Here is a 24558-nt window from a genome sequence, read left to right on the forward strand (position 1 = left end):
TGCGTGATCGTCGACGAGGAGTACCCGGATCGGCGTGCCGTTCACGGGGTCGCCGTCGCCGGGGAAGAAGTCAGCGGGAGGATGGCCGCGACCGTCCAGTGGTGGGCGGTCGCGCCGGCCGTCACCTGTCCCCCGATGGCCGCTGCCCGTTCCCGCATCGAGATCAGGCCGAGGCCGAGACCTGACGGCGAGTCAGTGCCGGCTTCCGTGGATAAGGTGTTGCGGATCGTGATGCCTGTGCCGGCCGGGTCGTGGTCCGGGATGACCTGCACGCTGACCTGACTGCGCGGGGCGTGCTTGGCTGCGTTGGTGAGCGCCTCCTGCACAATCCGATACCCGGCCAGTTCGGTCGCCGCACTGACGCGCCCACCCGGCAGGTGGGCGAGCTGGTTATCAACCGTCACCGTTAGACCGTTGGCCCGGGCCTGGTCCACGAGGGGTTGGAGGTGAGTCAACCGCGGGACGGCGGTGTCGTCGTCGTGCGGTGACCCGTCCATTGCACTGGACTGGTCATCCCCGCCAGGTTCGACGTCGGGGTTGCGGAGCAGAGCGATCATGGTGCGCATGTCCTCCATCGATTCGAGGGCCGATCGGCGGACCTGGGTGAGCGCTGCCCGGTCCTTTGCTTCGGCGGGCGGGGTGGCCAGCGCGCCGCCCGAGTGCAGGGCGATCGCGGAGAGGTGGGAGGCGACGACGTCGTGCAGGTCCCGGGCGAGCGAGTCGCGTTCCTGCCGGATGGCCTGCTGTCGGCTGGCGAGCGAGAGGCGCTCGACGGCGTCGGCCCGGGCAGCGGCGACCTCGGCGAGCTCGGTCTTGCGCCGCACGTCCATGGCCCACCAGAGCGGGGCGATGAAGATGGCTGCCTGTTGCAGGCCAGTGAGGACGGTGATTTCCAGGTCGCCGGTGTTGGCGAGCCGGTAGATCACCGGGAGGGCTACAAACACCCCGGCAACTATCCACAGCACGCGGCGCACCCGGGGAGACACGATCAGTGCTGCCGTGTAAAGGAGGTCGAAAAAGGGCAGGAGCATGGCGATGCTGCCGCCGAGGAGAAGGTCGACGGCGAGCGCAATCACGCCGATCAGCAGGGTGGTCACGGGTGCGCGCCGTTTGAAGACGAGGACCACACAGGACACGGCGAGCGGGAGGGCGAACCACCACCGCTCGTCGTCGGTCAGGCGCACCAGAGCGGTCTGGCCGCCCCACACCCCGGTAAGACCCAGCCCGATCAGCAGCAGCCCACAGACCAGGGTGATGGCTGCGGTGAGTGCGTCCCGGCGCAGGTTGGTGTTGTCCACCAGTTCATTGCATCACAGCTGGCCCGTGCAGGAGTCGGCCGAAAGTTGTATTGATTCACCCCAGATCAGTCTTATCGCAGATGCCGCCGGACGGTCCCCAGCCGTACCGTCCTTGGCATGACACTTGCACTTGCTGGAGCGCTCGCCGCGCTCGCCCTGATCGATTCCACGAGTTTCGGCACCCTGATGATTCCGCTGTGGCTGATGTTGGCGCCCGGAAGACTGCGGGTAGGGCGTATTCTGCTTTTCTTGGTGACGGTGGCATCCTTTTACTTCGGGGTGGGGCTGGCTGTCATGTTTGGTGCGGAGGCCGCGATGGAGCGGCTGGGCGGCCTGTTCAGTTCCCGACTCATGCTGACGGCGCTGTTTGTGGCTGGGATTGTCCTCGTCATCTGGAGTTTCCAGTTGGAGGCCAAGGCCAAGCGGGACAAGAAGGAGGGGGCGCCGCCGTCGTCGCGCGTCCTGCGGTGGCGTGACCGCGCGGTGGGGACGCCGTCGTCGGGCACGGGTGACGGGTCGGGCGGTGTCGCGCTCATGGGGCTGGCGGTGGGCGCCGGGACAGTGGAGGTGGCCACGATGCTTCCCTACCTGGGGGCGATCGGGCTGCTGACCACTTCGGACGTTGGCTGGCCGCTGTCCGGCGGGGTGCTGGCAGCGTATTGCCTGGTGATGATTCTTCCGGCGCTGGTGTTTCTGCTGCTGCGGTTGGTGGCGGCCCGCTGGGTTGATCCGGCGCTGATGAAACTTGATGGGTGGCTCACCCGCAATTCGACCAACACCCTGTCCTGGGTGGTAGGGATCCTCGGCGTCCTGCTGGTGGTCAACACCGCCGGTGGGGTGCTCTAACTCAGGCTTGGTTGACGAGCGTTTCGTTGTTCCGGTTCCTGCCAACTGGCAGTATGTGGCGAATGGAGGAGAGCGAGATTATCGAGATCGTTTCTGCACTGCCGGGAGTCGTGTCTCTCACCGCGAGCGCTGCAGATGGTTCGCCCGAGAGCGCGTGGGGAGATACTTTCTTCTTTTACGATCCCGACGGCGACACCCCTGACACGCACCGGTTCCCTTTCGCGACAATTGTCGGCTCCAACTACAAGGGATTCGACGAGGCGTCCAATCTCGACCGGCCCGGAGTCTTCAGGGTGAATGTCGCCGTCGGTCGTTCGGCCTTTGAAACGCTCTTCGGTCGGTCGCCGAAGGACGCTGCAGAGCACCTTTCGGATCACGACGTCGCCGCGTCGGACGTTCTGTTTCCTCACCCGAATTACGCGTCGCAGGCCTGGGTGTCGGTCATCAATCCGGCGGAGCAAACCACGGCTGAGCTGAGGCCGCTGCTGGAGTTGGCCCACGATCTCGCACGGAATCGGTACGACCCGCGGGGCTGAGGTGGCCTCGCCAATGGGACGGATATCCGTCCCATTAGCGAGCCTTCACCTACTTTTCGCATGGCTCAGCTATCGCCAGGCTGAATTCCGTCCTGAATCCAGGGATAGCCAGTTGCGAGGGGTGCTCCGTCGTCGTGATGGGAGAGCCACTCGACGGCGGCCCCATGGTATCGGTGGAAGCCCTTATAGTCGGCGAGTTCGAGGTCCAGTGAAGAAAGAGCCCGGTGTACTCGCTTTGCCCAATCCGGTGAGTGTTCCACAAGTTCAGCCAGGCTGACAAGGTACGTACGGACCGGGAACACTATGGCATTGGACCGGGGCAGACGGTGCAAAGGCTGCAGTTCGATGCGGAGGTAAACCTTCTCTCCTGCATTTTCGGCCGTGACTTTCGCCCGATCCGGCGCCCATTCAGGGAGCGTTTCCACCGAGGTCTCAAGTCGGGGGTTAACGGTCAGCGACCAATTGACCCGCCGGACTGGGTGGCCGGGTTTCATCCGAAGCAGGAACTTAAGCGCTCGGTCGAGAATGCCCAATTTGTCCACCTTCGGCACCGGACCATGGAACTCGGCGAAATTCATTCCCATATTGAACTGGAGGGAATAGTCTGCCCGCTGCGTCGTCATACCAGCGCCGATGACAAGGGTGTTGTCTCTCTCCTCAAGAACGACGAACTCACCCTGGGCCTGCCGCGTCGCGTACTCCATCGGATCCATTGGCAGCGTCGCAGGATCACCGAAAGTGAAAGAGTCATCAATGCCCAGCAGCCGGTTCTCCCACCGCCACTCGTTTCCGTTCTTGGTAAGCGTGAAGTGCTCAGGGAAATCCCTGTTGTAGGACTCGAAGATGAGCTCCAGGAGGTCCCACTGCGCCTCCAACATGTGCGGCAACGCCAGATAGTGGACACCTGGCATCTCCGCGAGCATCTGCGCGCGATGGGCACACTCGGACACATAGTGTTCATCGATGTCGAATGCGGCCACTAGGGCGCCGGTGCCAGCTGAGACATGAGGTTCTAGGTTCATCGAGTACATATACTCGTCGTCCGGAAATGGGAACGGGAGTCGACGGACTCCCTCACGGGAGTTGGCGAATCGGTATTGCCCCTCAGGTGTGTAGGTTTCGTCGGTAGTAAATTTGGTTGACTCAGGTATCGCTGTCATAGGAGCTCTCCTTAGGCGTTGATGACAAGTTTTGTGCAGGTGGCGCGCGAGACGCAGGGCATGATGAGCGTGTTGGCGCACCGCTCGGGTTCAGACAACCAGTCGTCCCTGTGATCGATAGTGCCCTCGAGTTCGAGAACCTCGGTCTCGCACTCACCGCATGCGCCACCGCGACAGAGGTAGGGCAGTTTATGACCAGCCTCTTCCACCGCCTCCAATAGCGATTGCTCCGGCGACACCACTACTTCTGCTCCAGACCGGGCCAGAGTGACTGTGAAGGGACTTCCGGTAGATCCGAGGTCTTCAAACCGTTCGTAGTGAATATGCGACTCGGTCCATCCGAGTGACTGTGCCGCCTCGATGACGTCATTTACCATCCGAGCTGGTCCGCAAACGTAGGTATGAGTGCCAAGTGGCCGTCCGGCGAGGATTTCTGCCGAGTTCAGCCGGGAGCCTTCCCCAAGGCCGTAGAGCGTAACCCGATCCCCGTAGAGTTCCTTGAGCTCACGGCCGAGGGCGGCATGAGCGGACCCTCGAACCGCCAGGTGGAGCTCAAACGAGCCTCCCTTGACGCTTAGCTCTTCCAATTGCGAGTAGATCGGAGTGACACCGACACCACCGGCAATGAACAGATGATGGCGAGCGTGTTTCGATACTGGAAAAAGGTTCGCTGGCGTCGTGACGGAGAGGACATCGCCTTCCCGGACGTTCCGGTGCATGGCAATTGAGCCACGCTTTCCTTCGTCAATACGACGGACGGCAATTTGGTACTTGCTCGTGTCATAGGGCGAACTCATGAGCGAATAGGCGTTGCGACGCGTCTCCCCCTCAAACGGAATGAGAACCCGAACATGGCTCCCTCCAGAGAAGGGTGGAAGCCAGGTCCCGTCCTCGGCGGAGAAGGTATATCGATTGATTTCCGGTGTGACCGCTTCGATCCGGTCGACTCTCAGCCGCAGGGCTCCGTTGTGCGCTTCACTCATGTATCCAACTCCTCGTCTTCCGGTAGTTCCCCAGGCACTTCTCCGTCGGCTTTCACTCCCTGGAATGCGGCGAGCCTCCCAGAGTAGTGATCGCGGACAACCAGATTTCTCTCACACCCGGGGCACCGAAACACCCGCCGGGTTACGTTCTCGGAATAGTGACTGCAGTGCGCGCACCACACACGTCGGACGAAGGAACCTGCGTGCTCTCGCAGCACCTCGTCCCTATTCATCCCATAAGAGGTGGCAACCTGCATCGAGGTGCCGATGAAGCCCTCAGAGCCCGAAATGTACAAGCGAATGCCCATCTTGGCCCCGGCGAGGAATGAGTCAAGACCGCTAACTGCATCGCCGTTGCTCTCAAAGACGAGGAGGTGACCCACGCCAGATTCCTGTAGTTCGGCCAAATAGTTTCGGCCCGTGAACGATTCAGTCGAGTACAGGACGCTGGTCGCGGACAGCTGTGCCGGATTCATTTCGCCGAGAAGGCGCATCAGCGGCTCTCCGCCGCTGCCCTGCGCAGCAGCCACGTGGGTCAAGCCCTTCGCCATGGGGGTGAGCTTGTCGTACACGGGGCGACTCTTGATGCCAGTGATGAGCATGAGCGTTGTTACCTCTCATCTTTCTCGACCACTGTCGGGGCCAGGGTGTCCGAGCTGTTACCTGACGTCGCCGCCGGAACAGCGTCAGCTGCTGGAGCGTCGCCCAGGAGGTAAGGCTTCTTCCAGGCCATGTAGACCAGACCGATGACTACGACGGTGACCGCTGAGATCAGGACGACGTAGTTTGCGAACCACCCGTCTTCAGGGGTCCGGGGCCACGCCATGTTGATCATGCCAAGCACTCCCCAGACGAGGGCCGCGATGTTCACCGGGATACCCCAAGCACCGAGTTGGAAAGCTCCATTAGGCTTCCATCCGAGAAGGCGAGCCCGCAGCGACGCCAGGACCACCATCTGGAACCCCATGTACATGCCCATCGCGGCGAACGAGATGATGACTGTCAGTGCGTCGCTGGAAACTTTTGATCCAATGACGATGAGCGCTGGAACCAGTCCTGCGAGAAGCAGTGCGTAGGGAGGTACGTGGCGTGATTCGCTGAAGGTGCGCAGGAGCTTGCTGCCCGGGAGGATGCCGTCGCGCGCCATCGAATAGGCAAGACGGGAGGTGGCCGCCTGCAGGCTCACCACGCAAGAGAGGAAAGAGACCAAGACGATCACGAGAACAGCTTTGAAACCGATAGGTCCAAAGGCAGAGAGGAGTACATTCCCCACGGGATCTGCGTCCTCTCCAGAGATCACTGCAGCGAAGTCAGGCACCGCGAGAATCAGGGAAAGACAAACGAACATTGCAGCAAAACCACCAATGTAGATGGTCATCCGCATGGCTTTGGGGATGGTCCGCCCGGGATTCGGGACCTCTTCCGCCACATCACCGCACGCTTCGAAACCGTAGTACTGGAAGATGCCGATGAGCCCGGCAGCTGCGAAGGCCACAAAATAGCCGCTGCCTTCCCCCGCCCCGAACGACTGAAACAGAACGCTGAGATCGTGCTGGCGGGCAGTCACGAATAGCCAGGTTCCCACTGCGAGTGCACCGCCGAGTTCAGCCAGGAGCCCAACCATTGCCACGGTGTTCAGAACTTTGGTTCCGCCAAGATTCAGGATCGTCGCAAGCGCAATGACCACCAGACCGGCAATGATCACGGAATTTGTGCTGTTCTCCATGCCGACAAGAGTGCTCAGGAATGGCCCGGCTCCGTATGCGACGCTGGCGATAGTGGTTAGCAGAGCAACGAGGTACACCCAGCCGTTCATCCAACCCCATTTGCGGCCCCAGAGCCGACGTGACCAGGGATAGACTCCGCCAGCCACCGGGTATGCCGCCACTACCTCACCGAAAACCGTTGCGACAAAAAACTGACCGAATCCGACGATGACCAGGGACCAAAACATCGGGGGTCCAGCAACACTCAGGGAAACCGCGAACAAGGAGTAAATGGCCACTACCGGTGACAGGTAGGTAAATCCCAGGGAGACGTTTCCCCAGAAGGTCATCTCCCGTTTGAACTGCTTCTCATATGAGTAACCAAGGCTGGCGAGGTGCTGAGCGTCTTCGTCAACGTCCAACTCTTTCGCAGGCTCCGTGATGTCTCCGCGCATGGAACTCCTTCCGGTCGGGCCCGATTGTCTGTGAGCAGGGCCACATTCGAAAAACCCTACTTCCAAAGGTTTAAAAGAGCAAGAAGCAGAGTCTGGCCAGACTCAAGCCCGTAAAAGAGCCATTAATCCGACATATTCGCAATTTAACCTTTGCTTCCATTGCTTTTTGCCAGGTCACAGCTAAACTCAACGAAGCACAAGCCGAGCCTTGAACGGATCTCGCACGTCCCACCTGACCACCCGGAGGATCAAACTTCGACACGGGTTAGAATCGGGCCTAGTCCCTACACCGCATGGAGTCGTTTCTTGGCAGCTACTACCGCGTTTCAAGCCCAGGTCTACCGGTCGTTGCCCGAAACAGAACGCTCCGAGGCGATCGTCAACAGGATCTCCAAAGCCATCGCCTTGGGCCTGTTGAAGGTTGGGGAACGTCTCCCGCCGGAGACGGCCCTTTCGGAGATGTTCGGGGTTGCTCCGTCGACGCTCAGGGAAGCTCTCGCCGACTTGCGGGATCAGGGAATCGTCACCACCCGACGCGGACGCAACGGCGGCACATTCATCGTCAAACAACCTTTCACCTCCGCCGATGCCATACGAAAATGGTTCGAAGAAACATCGATCGCCGAGATTCGTGATGTTGGCGACGAGCATGCAGCGATTGCCGCAGCGACCGTGCGGCTGGCCTGCGAGCGGGCCGAGCCTCACGAAATCGACAGACTGCTTGAGCTCGCCCGGGCCCTTGTCCTGTCGGACAAACCGGAACTGCAAGCTCGCGCCGACAGCAGGTTTCATATTGAGTTGGCGGTTCTGGCCCAATCGCCCAGGCTGACAAACGCCGAAATACGGCTGCAGGCCGAAACGGTTCAGGCACTGTGGACTCCGGTGTCGTTAACCCGAGATGCGGAACGTGTGGCGGCCGAGCACCTTGCTTTGGCCCGCGCTATCGCCGACGACTCTCCTGAAGACGCGCAACGGCTAGTGCTGAATCACATTCGGCAGGACGTTCATCATTTGGTGGATGCCAAATTGTCTCTCGGGTATCCGACACCCCAGGAGGATCGCCCGTGACCACCAATAGTCATGCGATGAAGGCTGCCGATGAAATTGCTGCCTGGATGAACACGCTGGGTCTCGACGTTCATCGTTTTGCGGAGCAGACGGCGGCGTTGTGGTTGGACCACCCAAGTCCCCTCAGCCTTGAGCGCAACGACCTCGCGAGACTGGAGATCATGACCCGGAATTTCCTTAAAGCACATAGTTTTGTCGTCGGAGCCGGCGTCATTTTCTCCCGGGAGGTTATCAGGAGCAGGGAAGGTGGTCTGGAGTGGTGGATCAAGCGCTCCGGAAACGTCGAGAAACTGGAGTTTGATCTGACGCCCGGCGGGGAACGGTTCTACGACTATCAAAATATGCCGTTTTTTGCCGCCGCCAACCGCACTGGAGAACAGACTGCGTGGGGGCCCTACGTCGATTATTTGGGACTCGACGAATACATCCTCACTCACTCCGCTCCCATTATGCTCGAGGGGAATTTCGCTGGAGTAGCTGGCTGCGACATCAGGATCAGGAAGCTAGAAGAGATATTCATGCCTTTTCTTCGTGCTATCCCTGGCGACGCGGCGCTTCTCAACGGAAACGGACGCGTCGTCGTCGGGAACTCAGGTGCCTACCTGGTGGGCGAGCGAATTCGCTCCATTCCGAGGGACAAAGAAATCATCCCGATCGACGTGCCCCACCTTGAATTCTCGCTATTGTGTGGGGGTTGTTGAGCACGGAGCGATGGTCACAAGCGAGATGTCATCGTGCTTGAATGGAGCCATGCGCAGGGATAGGAATCCTCCGAGAATGAACAAGCGGGCCGCCCGGGCGCTCGCCATCGGCGCGATGAGCCTCGCGCTCATCTTCGCCGCGTACGCCGTCGTCCTTGCCCTCTCCGGCGCTGAGCCGTGGTCGGTCGCGATGACCGCCGTCTTCGCCCTCGCCTACGCTGGCCTGTTCCTCTCGCTGCGAAGGAAACACCTCCTCCCGCCCCGGCGATCGACAGCAATACCCCTAGCCGTCTCAGCCAAACCGGAGTAGACAGTGCCTATGAGCAAATCACGGGGGTCCGCTGCACGGTTGGCTGAGGCGTTGGCCATTGTCCTGGGTACCGAGGAAATCCCACTCCGTCTCAAGGCGTGGGACGGATCGGAGGCAGGACCCGCCGGTGCGCCGGTAATCGAGTTCCGTTCACGGCGGGCACTGCGGCGGATGCTCTGGTCCCCCGGCATGCTCGGCCTGAGCCGCGCCTACGTGGCGGGCGATATCGATGCCCCCGGCGACCTCTACGAAAGCTTCTCAGCGCTAAGCGCCGTCGGGAAGTTCGCCGACCTCGAACCCTTCAGCCCCCTGACCCTCCGCGAACGCGCCAAGCTGCTGGGCACCGCGATCCGGTTGGGTGCCATCGGCCGCAATCCCACGCCGCCGCCCGAGGAGATCAGCATCGACCGGGCTGGCCGGAAGCACTCCAAGAAGCGTGACGCCGCCGCGGTTTCCCACCACTACGACGTCGGCAACGACTTTTACGCGCTCGTCCTCGGTCCGTCGATGGTCTACTCCTGCGCGGTCTGGGACTCCCCCGATACCGGCCTCGACGCAGCGCAAACGGCCAAGATCGACCTGGTCTGCCGCAAACTCGGCCTGCAGCCGGGGATGCGGGTGCTGGATGTGGGCTGCGGGTGGGGCAGCTTCGCCCTTCACGCGGCGAAAAGGTATGGGGCCGTCGTCGTCGGCGTCACCCTGTCCACCGAGCAGGCCGAGCGTGCCCGCAAACGGGTGGCCGAGGCCGGGCTGACCGGCCAGGTGGAGATCCGGGTCCAGGATTATCGCGACGTCGACGACGGCCCGTTCGACGCCATCAGCTCCATCGGCATGTCCGAACATGTGGGGCGCGATCAGATCGGCGGCTATGCGGCACATCTGTTCGGTCTGCTCCGCCCTGGCGGCCGGCTGCTCAACCACGCCATCTCGTGGAACGCCGGCGACACGATGCGCCCCTATCCCGATTCGTTCATTCCGCGCTACGTCTTTCCCGACGGCGAGATGCTCAGCCTGACCGTGATGCTCGGCGCCCTCGAGTCGGCGAAGTTGGAGGTGCTCGACGTCGAAGCGCTGCGCCGACACTACGCCCTCACCCTCCGCGCCTGGGTGCAGAACCTCGAGGATCATTGGGAGGAGGCGGTGGGGTTGACAACTGAGGGTCGTGCACGGGTCTGGAGGCTCTATATGGCGACCAGCGCGCTTGGGTTTGAGAACGGGCTGACCGGCGTGAACCAGGTGTTGGCGCAGCGACCAGGCGGCGCGGAGCCACCGCTGCGGCGAGCCGACTGGCTGTAACTACTGAACGCAAAGGGCCTGGTTCGACGCATCGCGACAAAACAGGTGCGCCCCTGCGGCACCTCATCCGCAGCGCCCCCTACACGCCCGTGGTGCTCGCTGAAGCATCTCCCCGATCCCTGTACCGTTGAAGCCGTGAGTACACTCAGCGCTGCCTACGCCGCTGAACGGCTGTTTAAGGACCACCCCGCCTGGGCGCTCCTCCGCGGACGCAACGCCGCTGCCGCCGTCGCGCTGCTGGGCGCCCATCTGGCGGGAGACAGCCGACGTCGCCCTGCTCCTGAGCTTTTCGATCTGATCGAGGACGACCTTCAAAACCTTCGCGACCACGGGTTCGACCTGCCTCAGACCTCCCAGGCGTACTGTTCGGAGTGGCGCACGGAAGGTATCCTCATCCGCAGAGCGTCGGAAGAGGCACGGGGCGAAACCTTCGAGTTGTCGCAGGGGGCCCTAACCGCCATCCAGTTTGTCTCCCAGCTCGCCGAACCGCGGCAGGCGGTTACGGAGTCCCGCCTGTCGAGCATTTTCAGCTCGCTGCGCCAGCTTGCCCAGGACACCGATCCGAGCTCAGCCTCCCGGCTCGACGCCCTCAGGGCCGAGCAGGAACGCCTGGCTGCCGAAATCGAACGGGTACAGGCGGGCGATTTCGAAGTGCTGGACACCGGACGGGCGCTGGAACGCGTCAAGGAGCTTCTCCTCCTGGCTGACGAAATCCCCAGCGACTTCTCCAGGGTCCGCGCTGAACTTGAGTTGATCAATCGGAACCTGCGCGAGCGGCTCATCAGCCAGCAAGGATCGCGCGGCACAGTGCTCGAGGACATCTTCCGCGGCGTGGACCACCTCTCCGAGTCCGATGCCGGCCGCAGCTTCAATGGTTTCTTCTCCCTCATCCTCGACCCCGAGCAAAGCGCCGAGTTTGAGGTATCCGTGGGCAACGTACTGGACCGCGACTTCGCGGGAGAGCTGACCCCACGTCAGACTCGTTTTCTCAGGCGCCTGCTCCCGTCGCTCCAGGATTCAAGCGGCGAAATCCACGAGGTAATGACAAACCTCTCCCGCAGCCTTCGCCGGTTTGTCCAAAGCCAGGAACTCGAGGAAGACCGCAAAATCAACTCGCTGCTCCGGGACACGCTGCGCGAAGGTGTGGAGCTGAGCAGAACCGTCAGGGTGTGGCAGTCAACCTCGCTCGACCTTGACCTCACGTCCATGCCCCTCGGATCCATCTCCGCGTTCTCGCTGCACAACCCTGCCGATTCAGAGACCGTGGCTGGCATCGTGACCCGCGAACCCGAACCCGTGGATCTTCGCGAGCTACGGGCGCTGGCTCGCGCCTCAGAAATTGACATGAAGGAACTGGTGAGCAACGTGAACGCTGTTTTCGACCGCCGCGGTGCGGCCACGATAGCTGACATCCTGGACGCGCGCCCGGCCACCCAGGGGGTGGCCAGCGTGGTGGGCCTCCTGGTCCTCGCCGAAGCGCAGGGCCGCCTTCTCGACGGCGACGAACCGGTGACCTGGCACTCGTCCCAAGGCATAGCCAGGTATGGTGTGGTGCCGCGCTATCTCTTCACCCGGAGGATCACATGAGTTTCAACACTGACGAATCCATCACGGCTGACCCTCCCACGCACACCTCCGACGCTGGAGGCGGGCTGTGGGACGGCGATACCGGAACGCTCGGCGACGCATCCCGTCGGGCACTGGTCCAGTTGTACCGCGGTCCGTTCCTCTCCGCCGAGCGTCATGGCCACCTTTGGGCGGCACTGCTCAACGACGAGAGGGAAATCCGTTCCCGGTTGGCGGACGCTTACCTTGAACTGGTGATCGACGTCGAAAGTCAGTTGGCCTTTGCCCGGAACGCCCAGGCACCGGACACCGACATTCCAAAAGTAATGCGCAGCCATCCGCTCACCTTCATGGATACCGCCATGCTGCTGCACCTGCGCCAACAGCTGCTGCACGGAGACGGTCGCGAGCGGGTCATTGTGGGCAAGGACGAGGTCGCGGACCAGTTGCAGGTGTACCGCGGGGCCGATGACTCTGATCCAGCCGGCTTTGCCAAACGGATCAACTCCTCGTGGCAGAAGATGAGCACTTACGGCATTCTCGCGGCCACCAGCACCGAGGACAGGTTCGAGGTCTCCCCCGTGCTTCGATTGATTTTCGGGGCTGACGAGATCGCCGCAGTCCAGGCCGAATATCGCAGGCTTGCCAACGGACGGAACCTGTCCCCCGAACCAGTGAAGGGAGAATCGGCGTGACCACTGAAGCGTTACCGGGCCTTGATTTCAACCAGGCCGCCGACGCCGCGGACAATCATCCCGGCCAGTGGAGGCTGGACAGTGTGGAACTGGTGAACTGGGGGACGTTCCAGGGCCACCACCGGGTGGATGTGGCTCGCGAGGGCTTCCTGATCACCGGCCACTCGGGTTCCGGGAAATCCTCCCTGCTCGATGGCATCGCCGCTGTACTGACCCCACGCAAATGGCTCAGGTTCAACGCAGCAGCCCAGGATGCCTCCAGTCGGGGCGAGGACCGGTCGATCGTCAGCTACATCCGCGGGGCATGGCGGCGGCAGGCCGACGAAGTGACGGGCGAGGTGGCCAGCGACCACCTCCGGCCGGGTGCTACCTGGAGCGGCATCCTGTTGCGCTATCGGAACGGTAGTAGTGGACAACCGGTGGTCCTGACCAAGCTGTACCACCTGAAACGGGGCAGCAATACTCCGGCGGAGGTCAGCGAGCTGCACATCCTGCTCCAGGAGGACGTACAGCTCACCGATTTCGAGGACTTTGCCCGCAACGGTCTGGAGACCCGCAAAATCAAGGCCCGCTGGCCTGGCGCCGCCGTCGTCACCGACCAGCATTCCGCGTTTGCCCGGAAGTTCCGGGGCCTCCTGGGCATTGGCAGCGACAACGCGCTGCTCCTGCTTCACAAAACCCAGTCAGCCAAGAGCCTCGGGAATCTGGATGAGCTGTTCCGCAACTTCATGCTCGACGAGCCGGCTACCTTCAAGCTGGCGAAGACCGCCGTCGACCAGTTCTCCGAGCTCGCCGAGGCCCACCGGCTCGTGGTGGAGGCCCGCAGGCAGGTGGAGCACCTTCAACCGCTGGTCCCGCTGTGTCAGGACTATGAGGAGAGCACCTCCACGATGGACCGGACAGCCGGTCTGCGGCAAGCGCTCACTCCCTTTAAGGATGGGTGGAAGCTCAGGCTAGCAACAGAGGAAAAGGCGGTAGCCGACCAGCTGCTGAAGGTGACCGAAAGCGAGCTGGCTGCTGCAGCTGCCGCAATCGAGGCAGCGGAAAGGGCTCATTCCCTCGCCCGCGCCCAGGTGGAGAACAGCGGCGGCCAGGCTCTGGCTCAGCAGAAGGAATGGCTGACCATTGCGGAGGCCAGGGAACAAGACGTACGACGCCGTCAGGCTGAGTTGGAGAACGATCTCACCTCGGTGGGTGTGGAGTTTCCCAGCACTGCTGTTGAGTTTGAGGAATTGCGGTCCATGGCCGAACGGGAACGTGCCGAACTGGCTGCGGCACAGGTCCGCGGGGATGCCCAGCTGGACGGGCTAAGGGACACGCGAACCGATCTGACCCGTCGTCGTGACGCGCTGACCGATGAGGTTCGGTCGCTGCGCCAACAGTCCTCCAACATGGACAAACGGTATTTGGACGCGCGGCGCTTGATCTGCCACGCCACCGGCCTACCGGCGTCGTCGCTACCGTTCGTCGCCGAACTGATCCAGGTACGACGCGAGCATGCGTCCTGGACCGGGGCCCTGGAACGGGTGCTTCGTCCGTTGGCCACCATCATGGCTGTTCCGGCAGTCCACGAGGGCGCCGTCTCCGCAGCGATGAACAGCATCGACCTGGGTACCCGGCTGGTAGTGGAAGCCGTCGGCAATCGGATCGAGGCACCGCGCACCGCCCGCTCCGACCGCTCGCTGATCCACAGGTTGGAGGTTCACCGGGGCCCAATGGCGGAGTGGGTCCACGGACAGTTGTCCAAACTGTATGACTACGAGTGCGTCGATGACCCGGCCGAGCTGAAGGGCCTGGAGAAGGCTGTCACCATCGCTGGGCAGGTGAAACGGTCACGGACCCGCTACGAAAAGGACGACCGCCACCGGGTCGAGGACCGGGAGTTCTGGATCCTGGGCTTCGACAACGAGGCCAAAGTCGAACACTTGCTCGGATTGGTGAGGGAGGTCACCGGGCAACTCGACGCCGTGAACGGGCAGGTCACCAAGGCTGAGCGGCTCCGCGAAGCGGCACGCATCCGGGTCAAGGTACTCGAATCCCTGAACCGGCAGAGCTGGGAAAGTCTGGACGTCACGGCCGCAACCGCTGCCAGGCGGCAGCAACAGCAGCAGCTGACTTCGCTGCTCGCCGCCAGCACTGACCTGAGGTTAGCCGAAAAGGCGCAGGCGGAGGCGTCGGAGCGCCGATCCGCTGCGAAGAACCACGAAACCGCTGTGCGTACCCGGTTCGCCGACTATCGGAGCCAGCTCAGGGAGCTGGAAACCGTCATCGACGCCCTCATCGGACAGGACACGGGTTCCGTCGAGGCCGAGGACATGGCAACCCTCGAACAGCTCTTCCGATCGGTACGGCGCAGCATCACACATGCGCAGATTGACGACGTCGCGCTGCGGGTCAGCAACTCGCTCACCGAGGACGAGAACGCTGCGCGCAGAACGGCGCTCAAAGCGGAGCAGGCCATTGCCGACATTCAGCGGGGCTTCATCAACTTCTGGCACGCGATGGCAGGGGATCTGACCCCCGAGATCACCGATCGCGGCGGTTTCCTCGACATTCTCGGGCAGCTCCGGGCGGATCGGTTGCCGGATTTCGAACAGAAGTTCTTCGACCTGTTGGAGAGCCAGGCGCAGCGGAACGTGGGGCAGCTTGCGAACGAGATCCGGCGCGCCCCGGGCCAGATCCGGGAACGGATCGATCCAGTGAACCGCTCGCTCAGGCGGTCACCCTTTGACCAGGGCCGGTACCTGAAGATCACTGTCAAGGACAACAACTCGGCAGTCAAAGCCAGGTTCATGCAGGACCTCCAGACGGTCTCGGCCGGGTCCTGGGCGGCTGGCAGCCGGGACGCTGCGGAACAGAAGTTTGACGTGATGAACCGGCTGATGGCACGCCTGTCTTCGAGCGAATCGGGGGACAGAAGCTGGCAGAACCAGTGCCTCGACACGCGGCTGCACGTCCGGTTCACCGGGGTGGAACTGGATGGGTCCGGGCATACAGTCAATATCCATGATTCTAGCGCGGGCCTGTCCGGCGGGCAGCGTCAGAAGCTGGTGATCTTCTGTCTGGCGGCAGCCCTGCGCTACCAGCTGGCTGAGGATGAGGACGACATCCCCGGGTACGGCACCGTAATCCTCGACGAGGCGTTCGACAAGGCGGACAGCGCGTTCACCAAGATGGCCATGAACGTGTTCCTGGAATTCGGTTTCCACATGGTGCTTGCCACGCCCCTCAAACTGCTACAAACCCTCGAAGACTACGTGGGCGGTATTGCGCTTGTGGTGTGCCGGGACTTCAAGGACTCCCGGATGGGTGTGGTGTCAGTCAACGACGGAGAACTGCAGGCCTCGCTGGACGACGCATGACCACGCATTGGGGACGGGTTTCCTAATGGCCCGCCCCTGGGTCACCGTCGAGGCGGCGAGAAGGACAGCGGCCACCAAGTACTCCCGCAGCTTCGGTGAGTGGTCGGTGGGCAGAGGCACCGCGTTGATGGACGTTCCGCTGCACCCACCGACAGAATCAGGCGCTCTGGCGGATCAGGCTGCGGCTATCGCCTGGGTGACATCTTGGCGCAACGCTGGCCTGGATGACTCGGTGGTCTGGACTACACGCCGCTGGGCGAGCGTTGGAAGCCAGGAGATACCCGACCGTCTGCGACTGGAAGGTGCGGCGGCAATCGCTGGATTCGCTCGGAAGGGATCCCAGTGGTTGCAGATCCGTAGCCGGGCCGACGCACTGCTGACGCAGTTTGCGCCCGGGCCGGCTGCGCGCACCGGTGTTCCTGATGACCCTGTTGCCGGTGAGTCCACCAGCGATCGAGGCAATCGTGTCGCTGACGCAGTGCAGCGCAGCTCCAGAGCACTATCGGACCTGGCCGACATCGACTTCGAGCGGCTGTTGTCGGTTCTTCTCTGGCTGGAGGCCAACCCCGATTCGGGGTTGTATATCAGGCAACTGCCGGTTCGCGGTGTGGACACCAAATGGATCTCCATACACCGTGTGCTGGTGGAGCGGCTGTTTGCTGCGGTAACCGGTCACGATTCGTTGGGGTTGGCGCTACCTCCCGCCCAGGTGAGAATAAGATTCCTGGATCCTGAGTATGCTCCCGGCGGGTTGGTGGACGTTGCCGTCCCGATTACTGAGCTGGCTGACTTGCACATCCAGCCCCGAACTGTGTTTGTCTTCGAGAATCTCGAATCCGTGGTCGCAATGCCCCCGGTACCCGGCGCCGTGGTGATCCACGGTTCCGGGTACGCAGTGGGCCGGTTGAGCGGGATCCCGTGGGTCAGCGACGGCCACGTGGTCTATTGGGGAGACCTCGACTCGCATGGGTTCGGGATTCTCAACCGGGTCCGGTCGTCCTGCTCAGACGTGTCGGTGGTGCTGATGGACCTAGAAACCCTCAGGGCCCACCGTGACCTGTGGGTGGAGGAACCCTCACCGAACAGTGGCGTGTTCGGCTATCTGTTACCGGACGAGCTGGTCGTCGTGGCCGAGCTCCAGCGCCTTGGGAACGTGCGGCTTGAGCAGGAGCGGATTGGGTGGGCTTATGCCCTGACGCAACTTCTGCAATCAGCACAGAAAGCACGATAGACGTCCACCTTAATTCCCGATGTGCTACAGTTGCTACAGGTACTGAACCCTGGTACGGAGGCTACTTATGACAACCCAAATTCCCCATAGAGAGTTGCGGAATCAGAGCAGCAAAATTCTCGAACGCGTCAAAGGTGGCGAAACAATCGCCGTCACCAACAGCGGTGAAGTCGCGGCGATTCTGGTTCCGCCGTCAGCGTCCCCCCTTGAGCAACTGCTCCTATCAGGCAATATCAGACCCGCAGTTGTAGGCGGCGTCGATTTTCGTCTCCTGCCCCGTAGCCCGGGCGAGGAAACTACCGGAATTTTGTCTGATCTGCGGGGAGACCGTTGATCGTCTACGTCGACACGTCGGCGGCACTCAAACTCATCATCGACGAAAAAGAGTCCAGCGCGCTCGCTGACTTTCTCACCACTGCTGCCGACAGAGGAGATCAGCTTGTCTCGTCAATGCTGCTCTACACCGAGCTACATTGCGCCTCGCGTAGACGTTTGGGCATCCCGTCCTCCGCGGTAAATGCGGTCCTGCGGGGAATCAGCCTCGTTGACCTCACCCGGTCGGACATGGTGTATGCAGCCGCCTTGTCCAATGGCCTACGCAGCGCAGACGCGATTCACCTAGCGGTGGCACTCCGCCTCGAGGCGGATTCGTTGGCGGCGTATGACGGCGAGCTTGTTGCCGCAGCAGTAGATGCGGGACTTTCAGCGGTATCACCCCGGTAGGGTGAATTAGGCCACTACCACCAGCGAAAGGCACCCATGACGCAAGCGACTGTCCTCAAAAACGGCCACGTGTTCGACGGCGAACGCTTCCTCCCCGGCGCCACCGACGTCGTTTTCCGGGACGGAGCGATTGTGGCCGTGGGACGGGACGCCGGATTGGCCGCGGAGTACGCGGAGGCCACCGTGGTGGACTGCGCCGGGCGCACGGTGCTGCCGGGCATCATCGATCTGCATGTGCATGTGATGACTTCGACGCCCGGTTCCATCCAGTCGATGGTGGAGCCCTATTCGCTGCAGTTCTACGAGTCCGTCAAGAACCTTGAGGCAACGCTGCGGGCTGGCGTCACGACAGCGCGCGACGCCGGTGGTGCCGACCTGGGCGCCAAGACGGCAGTCGAATCAGGCCTCATCAAGGGTCCACGGCTCCGGTTGGCGGTCAGCATCATGTCCCAGACCGGCGGACACGGCGATATGTGGCACCCTTCAGGGCTTGAGTCGCCCGACTTTGGCCCCCATCCCGGGCGCCCGAGCGGAATCGCCGACGGCGTCGAGGAAGTCCGGAAGGTGACCCGCACCCTGCTCCGGGCAGGCGCCGACCAAATCAAGATCTGTTCCACCGGAGGCGTGCTCTCGCCGACCACCGATCCGCGGCACTCCCAGTTCACCCCCGCTGAGATCGCTGTAATCGTCGAGGAAGCCGGGATGCAGGGCAAATACGTGATGGCACACGCGCAGGGAACCGCCGGGATCATCAATGCGTTGCGGGCGGGAGTCCGGACGATCGAGCACGGCATTTACCTCACCGATGAAGCAATCCAGCTGTTCCTCGACTCCGAGGCCTACCTGGTGCCGACCCTTTCCGCTCCCCTGGCAGTAATCCGCAAGGGTGAGTCCGGCTCCAGCGGACTATCGCAGCAGGTCATCGATAAAGCGCAACGGGTTGCGGAGAACCACCGACAGTCGGTCGCGCGGGCAATTGCGGCCGGCGTGAAGATCGGAATGGGCACCGATGCCGGTGTCGGTGAGCACGGAGACAATCTGGAAGAACTTTCCCTCATGGCCGACGCCGGCATGAACCTTGAGCAGGTGCTGGCCGCTTCCACGTCGGTGCCGGGTGAGCTGATCACACCGGTGGGTGCTGTGGGCCGGCTGGCCGAGAAGCACCTGGCCGACGTCGTGGTGCTTAATGGGCTGCTGGAATCGACCGAGCAACTGGCTGGATTGAGGGGCATGATCGGGCAGGTCTACCAGGGCGGCGTGCTGCAGTTTCAGGAGGGGTAGCCGGTCAGGTCTTCCGAGCCTTCGATGAGTATCAACCTGAACTCGGTCTGAGCTCGACCGCACAAACACGCCGGTCGCGCGGTGGTCCACCTTCGGCATTACGGCTGGCTAGCACCTTGATAACGGGGATCTGAGGGTTGCCCGGGTGCCCTTGTTGAATTTTGCAAGCCATCCGCAGAACGACAACTTAGACTCGAACATTCATTCGAGAGGTTTGTCCACATAGCCGGGAATTCCGCAGGAATGTCGGTGGGGTTTGGGACAATAGAGGTATGGAAGGCAGCACAGCTCCATCACCGAAACGGAAGGGAACCCCCTCCCGGGTGACGGCTCCGCGGGGTGCCTCTGGTACCGGTTATGGGCCCGACGGCGGCCGACTCTCTGGTGCTGCGGACGGCATTCCTGTCGATTCTTCTTCTGCTACGTCTGCCGGTGCTGCTCCGACGAGCAACACTCCTGTGAGCACCCTTGCCGGGGCTGGCCGTAAGCGTTCCACCCGGGCCCTGGCCGAAGCCCTGAACTCCCTGAAACCGGCGGTGGATGCGGCAGGGTTGATTGATCAGTTGCGGGAGCTGGAGGATCTGAAGTCGGCGATCGCTGGGGTGCAGGCCCGGATCACGGTCGCGATCGACGTCTCCGAACGCGACACCCAAACCCTCGCCGGGGTACCCGCCGCCGAACAGGGCAAAGGCGTGGGGGCGCAGGTCGCGTTGGCGAGGCGTGAATCCCCGGCCCGCGGCAGCCGGCTCCTCGGCTTGGCGCGGGCGCTGGTGACGGAGATGCCCCACACACTAGCCGCCCTCCACACCGGGCAACTCAATGAGTGGCGGGCCACCCTGTTGGTGAAAGAGACCGCGTGCCTCAGCAGTGTTGACCGTGCTGCCGTGGATGAAGAGCTATCAGCTGATACGGGTAGGTTCACCGGGTACGGGGATAAGGCGGTCGTCGCCGCGGCGAAGGCAGCCGCGTACCGGCGGGATCCCCGGTCAGTGGTGAACCGGGCCGCCCACGCTGCGACGGAGCGGTGTGTGAGTATCCGTCCAGCACCAGACACCATGGCCTATCTGACCGCCCTGCTCCCAGTGAAAGAGGCCGTCGCCACCTACGCCGTGTTGACTCGTCACGCTGACACCGTCCGGGGGACCGGTGACCCCAGGTCCCGGGGCCAGGTGATGGCCGATACCCTCGTCGAACGCGTCACCGGGGTCCCCGGGGGTATCAGCCGGGTCGAGCTGCAGCTCATCATGACCGACCGTGCCCTCTTCCAGGGCGACAGCGAACCAGCCAGGATCCCCGGCTACGGCATCGTCCCCTCCAGCTGGGCACGCAACCTCATCGGCACCGGCACACCAACAGACTCCGGCACGCCAACAGGCTCAGACCACCAATTGATGGGCACAGATGGTTCGGGAAGCTCCTGTTATCCGGCTAGTTCAGACCCTTCGGCGCGCAGCAAGAAGCTTAATGGTCACGAACATCGAGCTTTCGATGTCTGGTTGCGTCGCCTCTACACCGCCCCATCGACCGGGGACCTGGTGGCGATGGACTCCACCGCCCGGCTCTTCACGAAAGCGCAACGCCGGTTTATCACCGCCCGTGATGACACCTGCCGCACCCCGTACTGCGACGCACCGATCCGCCACTTCGACCACATCATCCCGTGGCATCGGGGCGGACCGACCACCACCACGAACGGGGCAGGACTCTGCGAAGCGTGCAACCACACCAAAGAACACCATGGCTGGGCTGTAGTCCCCGTCCCCGGACCCAGGCATAGACTCCGAGTCACCACGCCTGCCGGCCACACCTACCACTCCACCGCACCACCTCTGCCAGGGGCAGCGACGATCGAACGTGAGCAGGTCAAGACCCTGAAGCAGGTCAGGTCACGACCCTGATCGAGTGCGACTACTGTCCCACCGCACCACTCAGCGCTCCAGGCCCCAGGCCCCAGGCCCCAGGCCCCAGGCCCCAGGCCCCAGGCCCCAGGCCCCAGGCGACCGTAGTCTACAAAGTGGCCTACCCAGTGACGCCGGACCGTGTGGCACCCGACCTGGTAATGACCGATCCCGCCACGACAACCAACACCAGCACACCCGCCGACCAAGCCAGCCCGGCATACCCGATCAGCACCAAAGCTACGCCCGATGAGGCTCCGCCAACCGCCCCGGCGAGGTTCATGATGAGGTCGGTCCGACCCTGAATCTTTGGCCGGGCCGCGCCGGTCACCAGATCCGCCACCAGTGCCGATCCCGCAACTGTCGCAGCACTCCACCCCAACCCAAGGAATACCAGCCCTACCGTTACCAGGACCGGATCATCCTCGCCCAACGCCACAATCGGCAGCGACACAGCAAACAGGCCCTGGCCGATCAAGATGGTGGTGACGCGCCCCACTTTGTCGCTGAGCCATCCGAACAGCGGCGACAACGCGAACATGCCGGCAATGTGCAGGCTGATGGTCAGCCCAATGATCGTCAGCGTGACGCCGTGGTTGATCAGGTGGACGGGCGTCATGGACATGACCGCCACCATTACCGCGTGGCTGATGGCAATAGATCCGATCGCGAAAATCAACGGACCCCGTCCGCGGATCGCCCCGGGATCGGTCTCCTCGGCACTCTTTGCCGCATTCGACGTGCTCAACAGATACGGGTCCGGACGCAGCGCCACCAGATAAACAGCCGCGGCGGCAAGCTGGGCGGTGAAGGCGATAAGGAAGGAGCCGGTGAGATCGGGCATTCGCAGCGTCGAAGCAATCGTCTCACCCGGCCCGATGAGGTTAGGACCCAGGACGGCGCCAACGGTCGTAAACCACACCACCAGGGACAAATCCCGGCCCCGATGTTGCGGGCTGGCGAGGTCGGTAGCGGCGAACCGGGATTGCAGGTTCACGGCAGCACCCACACCCAAGAGGGCAAAGGCGAGCATCAGTAGAGGAAAGGAACCAAGGGCGGCCGCGGTGATGGCAACCACCGACCCCGAAGCAGCCAAGAGCGCACCGGTGGTCAGAGCCCGACGACGGCCCAACCGCTGCGCCAGTCTGGCCAGCGGGATGGCACTCGCCGCGGCGCCGAGCGTGCTCAGCGTGCTAGCCGTCCCGGACAGCGCGTCGGAGCCGGAGATATTGGCGGCCATCACCGCGCCAATCGACAGGGTGCAGCCAATACCAATCCCGCCCAGCACCTGCCCCACGATCAGCACCGCGACAGTCCGCCGCTGGACAGCGACGACGTCGATCGTCTGGGTCGGTCCGGCTGCCCCGGGAGCGCCGTGGGTGCCGGGAGCGCCGTGGGCGCCGGGACCGCTGTGGGTGCCGAGGGCTCCGGATGCGGATGCGGCGCCGGTAGCGTTTGACCCGCCGGGCGGTCGATTCTGAGGCTGACTGCTAGTCATGGAAAGAGCGTAGCCCGAACCGTCCATTCCGCCGATGTGTGACCTATGGCGACTTCCGCGTCTCAGAAGTGGCCTTAACTCAGGGTTCAGTGGGGGTGGGTAGGCACCCGAGACCACCCTATCTGGGCATTACACCTAGATGCCCTACACCAAGCGGAGGTGTCCACCCCTGCCCTTTCCCCCGCCGACAGCTGACAGCGCGGCCACGTATCCGGTGCTGTCCACCGTCGTGCTGAACCCAGCGGCAGGCCTATACCGGCTCGCATCCACATGACCGGCAAGCACCGACTGAAGCTGATCCAGGATCTCCTGCCGATTCAGACCCTGCGCCTGCAACCGTTGGGCGGCGTCCCACACCTGCAGGGGTTCACCATTCCACAATTGCGCCACGACCAGTTCGCGCAGAGCGGCAACCCACACGGGACTGCCATCGGGTTCCCCAGCGCTCGGGTATTCGTCCGTTCCCACAGCATGCAGTTCCTTGAGCTCGCCCAGCACCAGCAATCGCAGTTCGCCCGGAAGGTTGGCGTTGAGATGTGGATAGTCGACGGCGCCAATCCAGGTGCCGTAGTACGGCATGGCGAGTTGGCGGCGGGCCATCGCAGCCTGGGCCTCCTCCAGGTCGGCTAACTCAAGCCCCTCGAGGAAGTTGAGCCCCGGAGACCGCACCTCCTCGCCCGATTCCCTCATTTCTTGAGCCTCCTCGAGAACTTCCCCCACAACATCCACCAGTATGTCCATAGCCGCCTCGGGCAGCTCCATCTGTGCGCCGCACCAGTCGACCCACGCACCGAGGAACCAGGGAAGGGCATCAAGCTCGTCGGCGTCGAGCATTGTCTTCCTCGGGAGGAACCAGCTGATGAACGTTTCCATTTTGACCGGGCTCACGCGCACCAGCCTGCCGTCGTCGTAGTAACGGCCAAAACTAATCGCCAACTCGGCAAGACGAAGGAACTGCGCCCTGAACGTCTGGGACGATGTGGGGGCGATGGTCTGTCGGATGTCCGCCATGAAGGTGGTCATCAGTCGCTTGGACTCAGCCTCGTCAGCGTCACTCTGCGCCATTCCATCGGCTTCACTGGGCACCCTTCGTGCGTCGAGGTCCACGACGTCGCCACCAGGCATTGCCTGCAACCGCTTCAGTGCGAGCGCTCGCTCAACGTTGTAATCCTGACCCACCTCGGGATCGGCGGTGGTATCGGTGGCGCCGATTGCTGCAATACCCAGCTTCCGCGCTTCGGGTAGCCCAACCGGCGCAACCGACATCATGCCTTGCATCTGCCCAGCCAGTCGTTCGAGAGTCTTCAGCAGGTCACGGGCACTGTTGCTGAACCCCACGTCGATGGCGTAACCGCCCAGGTGGTTGGTGTCGATACTGAGATGCATGCCATGTTTGCGCCGTCCGGTCCGGAACTCAATCACCAGCTCGATGGAGTCGCCAAACACGTCGGTCAGTATCCAGGCTTCGGTGGCCTTCAGGGTGCGCACCGGCTCGAGCCATGCGGGCGGAGCAACCCCGGCCTCGGCCAGGCGTTCAGCGGCGGCGGCGGCCTGGTCGGCTCCAGGATCGTCTGCGACCTGCGCCATGGCCCAGAGAATGGCCGCCGCCGACCGGTTCCCCTGGCGCTCAAGGTAGCGTAGCCACTCACCGAACAGCTTGCTGTCGATACCCGGACCCAGATTGGTGGTCTCATGCATGCCGCTGTAGATGTTGGACGCCAGCTGCTCTGACTCCAACGACGACGTTTGGTCGAGGGCTTGCTCGAAGAACGGGGCCACCCGTCGGTACATGGTGGCAATGATGCTGGTGGTGGATTCGACGGTGTGCCGCTTATCCTTGCCTGCGGACTTCGGTTTACGGGTGCGACTCTTCGGGCTCATGAGTCGATGATGGCACTCTTGCCAAAAGAGCCCAACTCTTAAATTGTTGAACAATCCTCACTTT

General features: G+C 62.7%; 21 protein-coding genes. 14 read left to right on the forward strand and 7 right to left on the reverse strand.

Annotated features, from left to right (window positions below; all coding sequences use genetic code 11):
* Window positions 1–41: 41 nt before the first annotated feature.
* Window positions 42–1298 (reverse strand): histidine kinase, encoded by a 1257-nt coding sequence (locus tag H4V95_RS18825; protein ID WP_209730970.1) that lies wholly within the window; start codon window positions 1296–1298, stop codon window positions 42–44.
* A 117-nt stretch (window positions 1299–1415) separates the two neighbouring features.
* On the opposite strand from H4V95_RS18825, the gene H4V95_RS15245 reads away from it, so the two are divergent.
* Both H4V95_RS15245 and H4V95_RS15250 read left to right on the forward strand, forming a co-directional pair.
* On the forward strand, window positions 1416–2144 hold the full coding sequence (locus H4V95_RS15245) for a GAP family protein (RefSeq protein WP_209730971.1): 729 nt from the start codon (window positions 1416–1418) through the stop codon (window positions 2142–2144).
* A gap of 62 nt (window positions 2145–2206) precedes the next feature.
* Window positions 2207–2680 (forward strand): DUF6194 family protein, encoded by a 474-nt coding sequence (locus H4V95_RS15250; RefSeq protein ID WP_209730972.1) that lies wholly within the window; start codon window positions 2207–2209, stop codon window positions 2678–2680.
* A 65-nt stretch (window positions 2681–2745) separates the two neighbouring features.
* Here the strand turns inward: H4V95_RS15250 and H4V95_RS15255 are convergent, their stop codons facing one another.
* From H4V95_RS15255 to H4V95_RS15270, 4 genes are read right to left on the reverse strand one after another with little or no spacing between them, the layout of a single operon-like run.
* Entirely contained in the window at window positions 2746–3840 is a 1095-nt protein-coding gene (locus H4V95_RS15255) for a DUF3445 domain-containing protein (protein ID WP_196867212.1), read from the reverse strand.
* An 11-nt stretch (window positions 3841–3851) separates the two neighbouring features.
* A complete protein-coding gene (locus H4V95_RS15260) occupies window positions 3852–4823 on the reverse strand; it encodes a PDR/VanB family oxidoreductase (RefSeq protein ID WP_196867213.1) in 972 nt (323 codons plus the stop codon).
* Window positions 4820–5425, reverse strand: coding sequence for a dimethylamine monooxygenase subunit DmmA family protein (locus H4V95_RS15265; protein ID WP_395939849.1), 606 nt, complete (start codon window positions 5423–5425; stop codon window positions 4820–4822). Before H4V95_RS15265 ends, H4V95_RS15260 begins: the two co-directional genes overlap by 4 nt.
* A gap of 8 nt (window positions 5426–5433) precedes the next feature.
* On the reverse strand, window positions 5434–6984 hold the full coding sequence (locus H4V95_RS15270) for an APC family permease (protein WP_196867215.1): 1551 nt from the start codon (window positions 6982–6984) through the stop codon (window positions 5434–5436).
* 306 nt (window positions 6985–7290) lie between these two features.
* Between H4V95_RS15270 and H4V95_RS15275 the strand changes: the two genes are divergently transcribed.
* The 12 genes from H4V95_RS15275 to H4V95_RS15330 all read left to right on the forward strand — a co-directional run bounded on the left by H4V95_RS15275 (window position 7291) and on the right by H4V95_RS15330 (window position 21115).
* Entirely contained in the window at window positions 7291–8052 is a 762-nt protein-coding gene (locus H4V95_RS15275; protein WP_196867216.1) for a FadR/GntR family transcriptional regulator, read from the forward strand.
* Complete coding sequence (locus tag H4V95_RS15280; RefSeq protein ID WP_196867217.1) at window positions 8049–8753, forward strand: cache domain-containing protein; 705 nt, start codon at window positions 8049–8051, stop codon at window positions 8751–8753. The genes H4V95_RS15275 and H4V95_RS15280 overlap by 4 nt, the downstream gene beginning before the upstream one ends.
* A gap of 76 nt (window positions 8754–8829) precedes the next feature.
* Window positions 8830–9063: a hypothetical protein gene (locus H4V95_RS15285; RefSeq protein ID WP_196867218.1), complete on the forward strand. Its 234-nt coding sequence runs from the start codon at window positions 8830–8832 to the stop codon at window positions 9061–9063.
* Window positions 9064–9072: 9 nt separating this feature from the next.
* Window positions 9073–10359: a class I SAM-dependent methyltransferase gene (locus tag H4V95_RS15290; protein ID WP_209730973.1), complete on the forward strand. Its 1287-nt coding sequence runs from the start codon at window positions 9073–9075 to the stop codon at window positions 10357–10359.
* 135 nt (window positions 10360–10494) lie between these two features.
* The gene (locus tag H4V95_RS15295) at window positions 10495–11946 is read left to right on the forward strand and encodes a DUF3375 domain-containing protein (RefSeq protein WP_196867220.1); all 1452 of its coding nucleotides are present in this window, start codon (window positions 10495–10497) and stop codon (window positions 11944–11946) included.
* On the forward strand, window positions 11943–12620 hold the full coding sequence (locus tag H4V95_RS15300) for a DUF4194 domain-containing protein (protein WP_209730974.1): 678 nt from the start codon (window positions 11943–11945) through the stop codon (window positions 12618–12620). Before H4V95_RS15295 ends, H4V95_RS15300 begins: the two co-directional genes overlap by 4 nt.
* Window positions 12617–15982 (forward strand): ATP-binding protein, encoded by a 3366-nt coding sequence (locus tag H4V95_RS15305; protein WP_209730975.1) that lies wholly within the window; start codon window positions 12617–12619, stop codon window positions 15980–15982. Before H4V95_RS15300 ends, H4V95_RS15305 begins: the two co-directional genes overlap by 4 nt.
* A 25-nt stretch (window positions 15983–16007) precedes the next feature.
* Entirely contained in the window at window positions 16008–17213 is a 1206-nt protein-coding gene (locus H4V95_RS15310; protein WP_209730976.1) for a Wadjet anti-phage system protein JetD domain-containing protein, read from the forward strand.
* Window positions 17214–17280: 67 nt separating this feature from the next.
* Window positions 17281–17547, forward strand: coding sequence for a type II toxin-antitoxin system Phd/YefM family antitoxin (locus tag H4V95_RS15315; RefSeq protein ID WP_209730977.1), 267 nt, complete (start codon window positions 17281–17283; stop codon window positions 17545–17547).
* A complete protein-coding gene (locus tag H4V95_RS15320; protein ID WP_196867225.1) occupies window positions 17544–17936 on the forward strand; it encodes a type II toxin-antitoxin system VapC family toxin in 393 nt (130 codons plus the stop codon). The genes H4V95_RS15315 and H4V95_RS15320 overlap by 4 nt, the downstream gene beginning before the upstream one ends.
* A 36-nt stretch (window positions 17937–17972) precedes the next feature.
* Window positions 17973–19217 (forward strand): amidohydrolase family protein, encoded by a 1245-nt coding sequence (locus H4V95_RS15325; protein ID WP_196867226.1) that lies wholly within the window; start codon window positions 17973–17975, stop codon window positions 19215–19217.
* Window positions 19218–19489: 272 nt separating this feature from the next.
* Window positions 19490–21115 carry an HNH endonuclease gene (locus H4V95_RS15330; RefSeq protein ID WP_209730978.1) on the forward strand — a complete coding sequence of 542 codons (1626 nt, stop codon included), beginning with the start codon at window positions 19490–19492 and terminating at the stop codon, window positions 21113–21115.
* A gap of 121 nt (window positions 21116–21236) precedes the next feature.
* Here H4V95_RS15330 and H4V95_RS15335 read toward each other — a convergent pair whose 3' ends face one another.
* Together H4V95_RS15335 and H4V95_RS15340 are read right to left on the reverse strand one after the other, a co-directional pair.
* The gene (locus H4V95_RS15335) at window positions 21237–22613 is read right to left on the reverse strand and encodes an MFS transporter (protein WP_209730979.1); all 1377 of its coding nucleotides are present in this window, start codon (window positions 22611–22613) and stop codon (window positions 21237–21239) included.
* A 144-nt stretch (window positions 22614–22757) separates the two neighbouring features.
* A complete protein-coding gene (locus H4V95_RS15340; protein WP_209730980.1) occupies window positions 22758–24494 on the reverse strand; it encodes a hypothetical protein in 1737 nt (578 codons plus the stop codon).
* Window positions 24495–24558 lie beyond the last annotated feature (64 nt).

It is taken from the genome of Arthrobacter sp. CAN_C5 (genome assembly GCF_017875735.1).
Classification (GTDB): Bacteria; Actinomycetota; Actinomycetes; order Actinomycetales; family Micrococcaceae; genus Arthrobacter_D.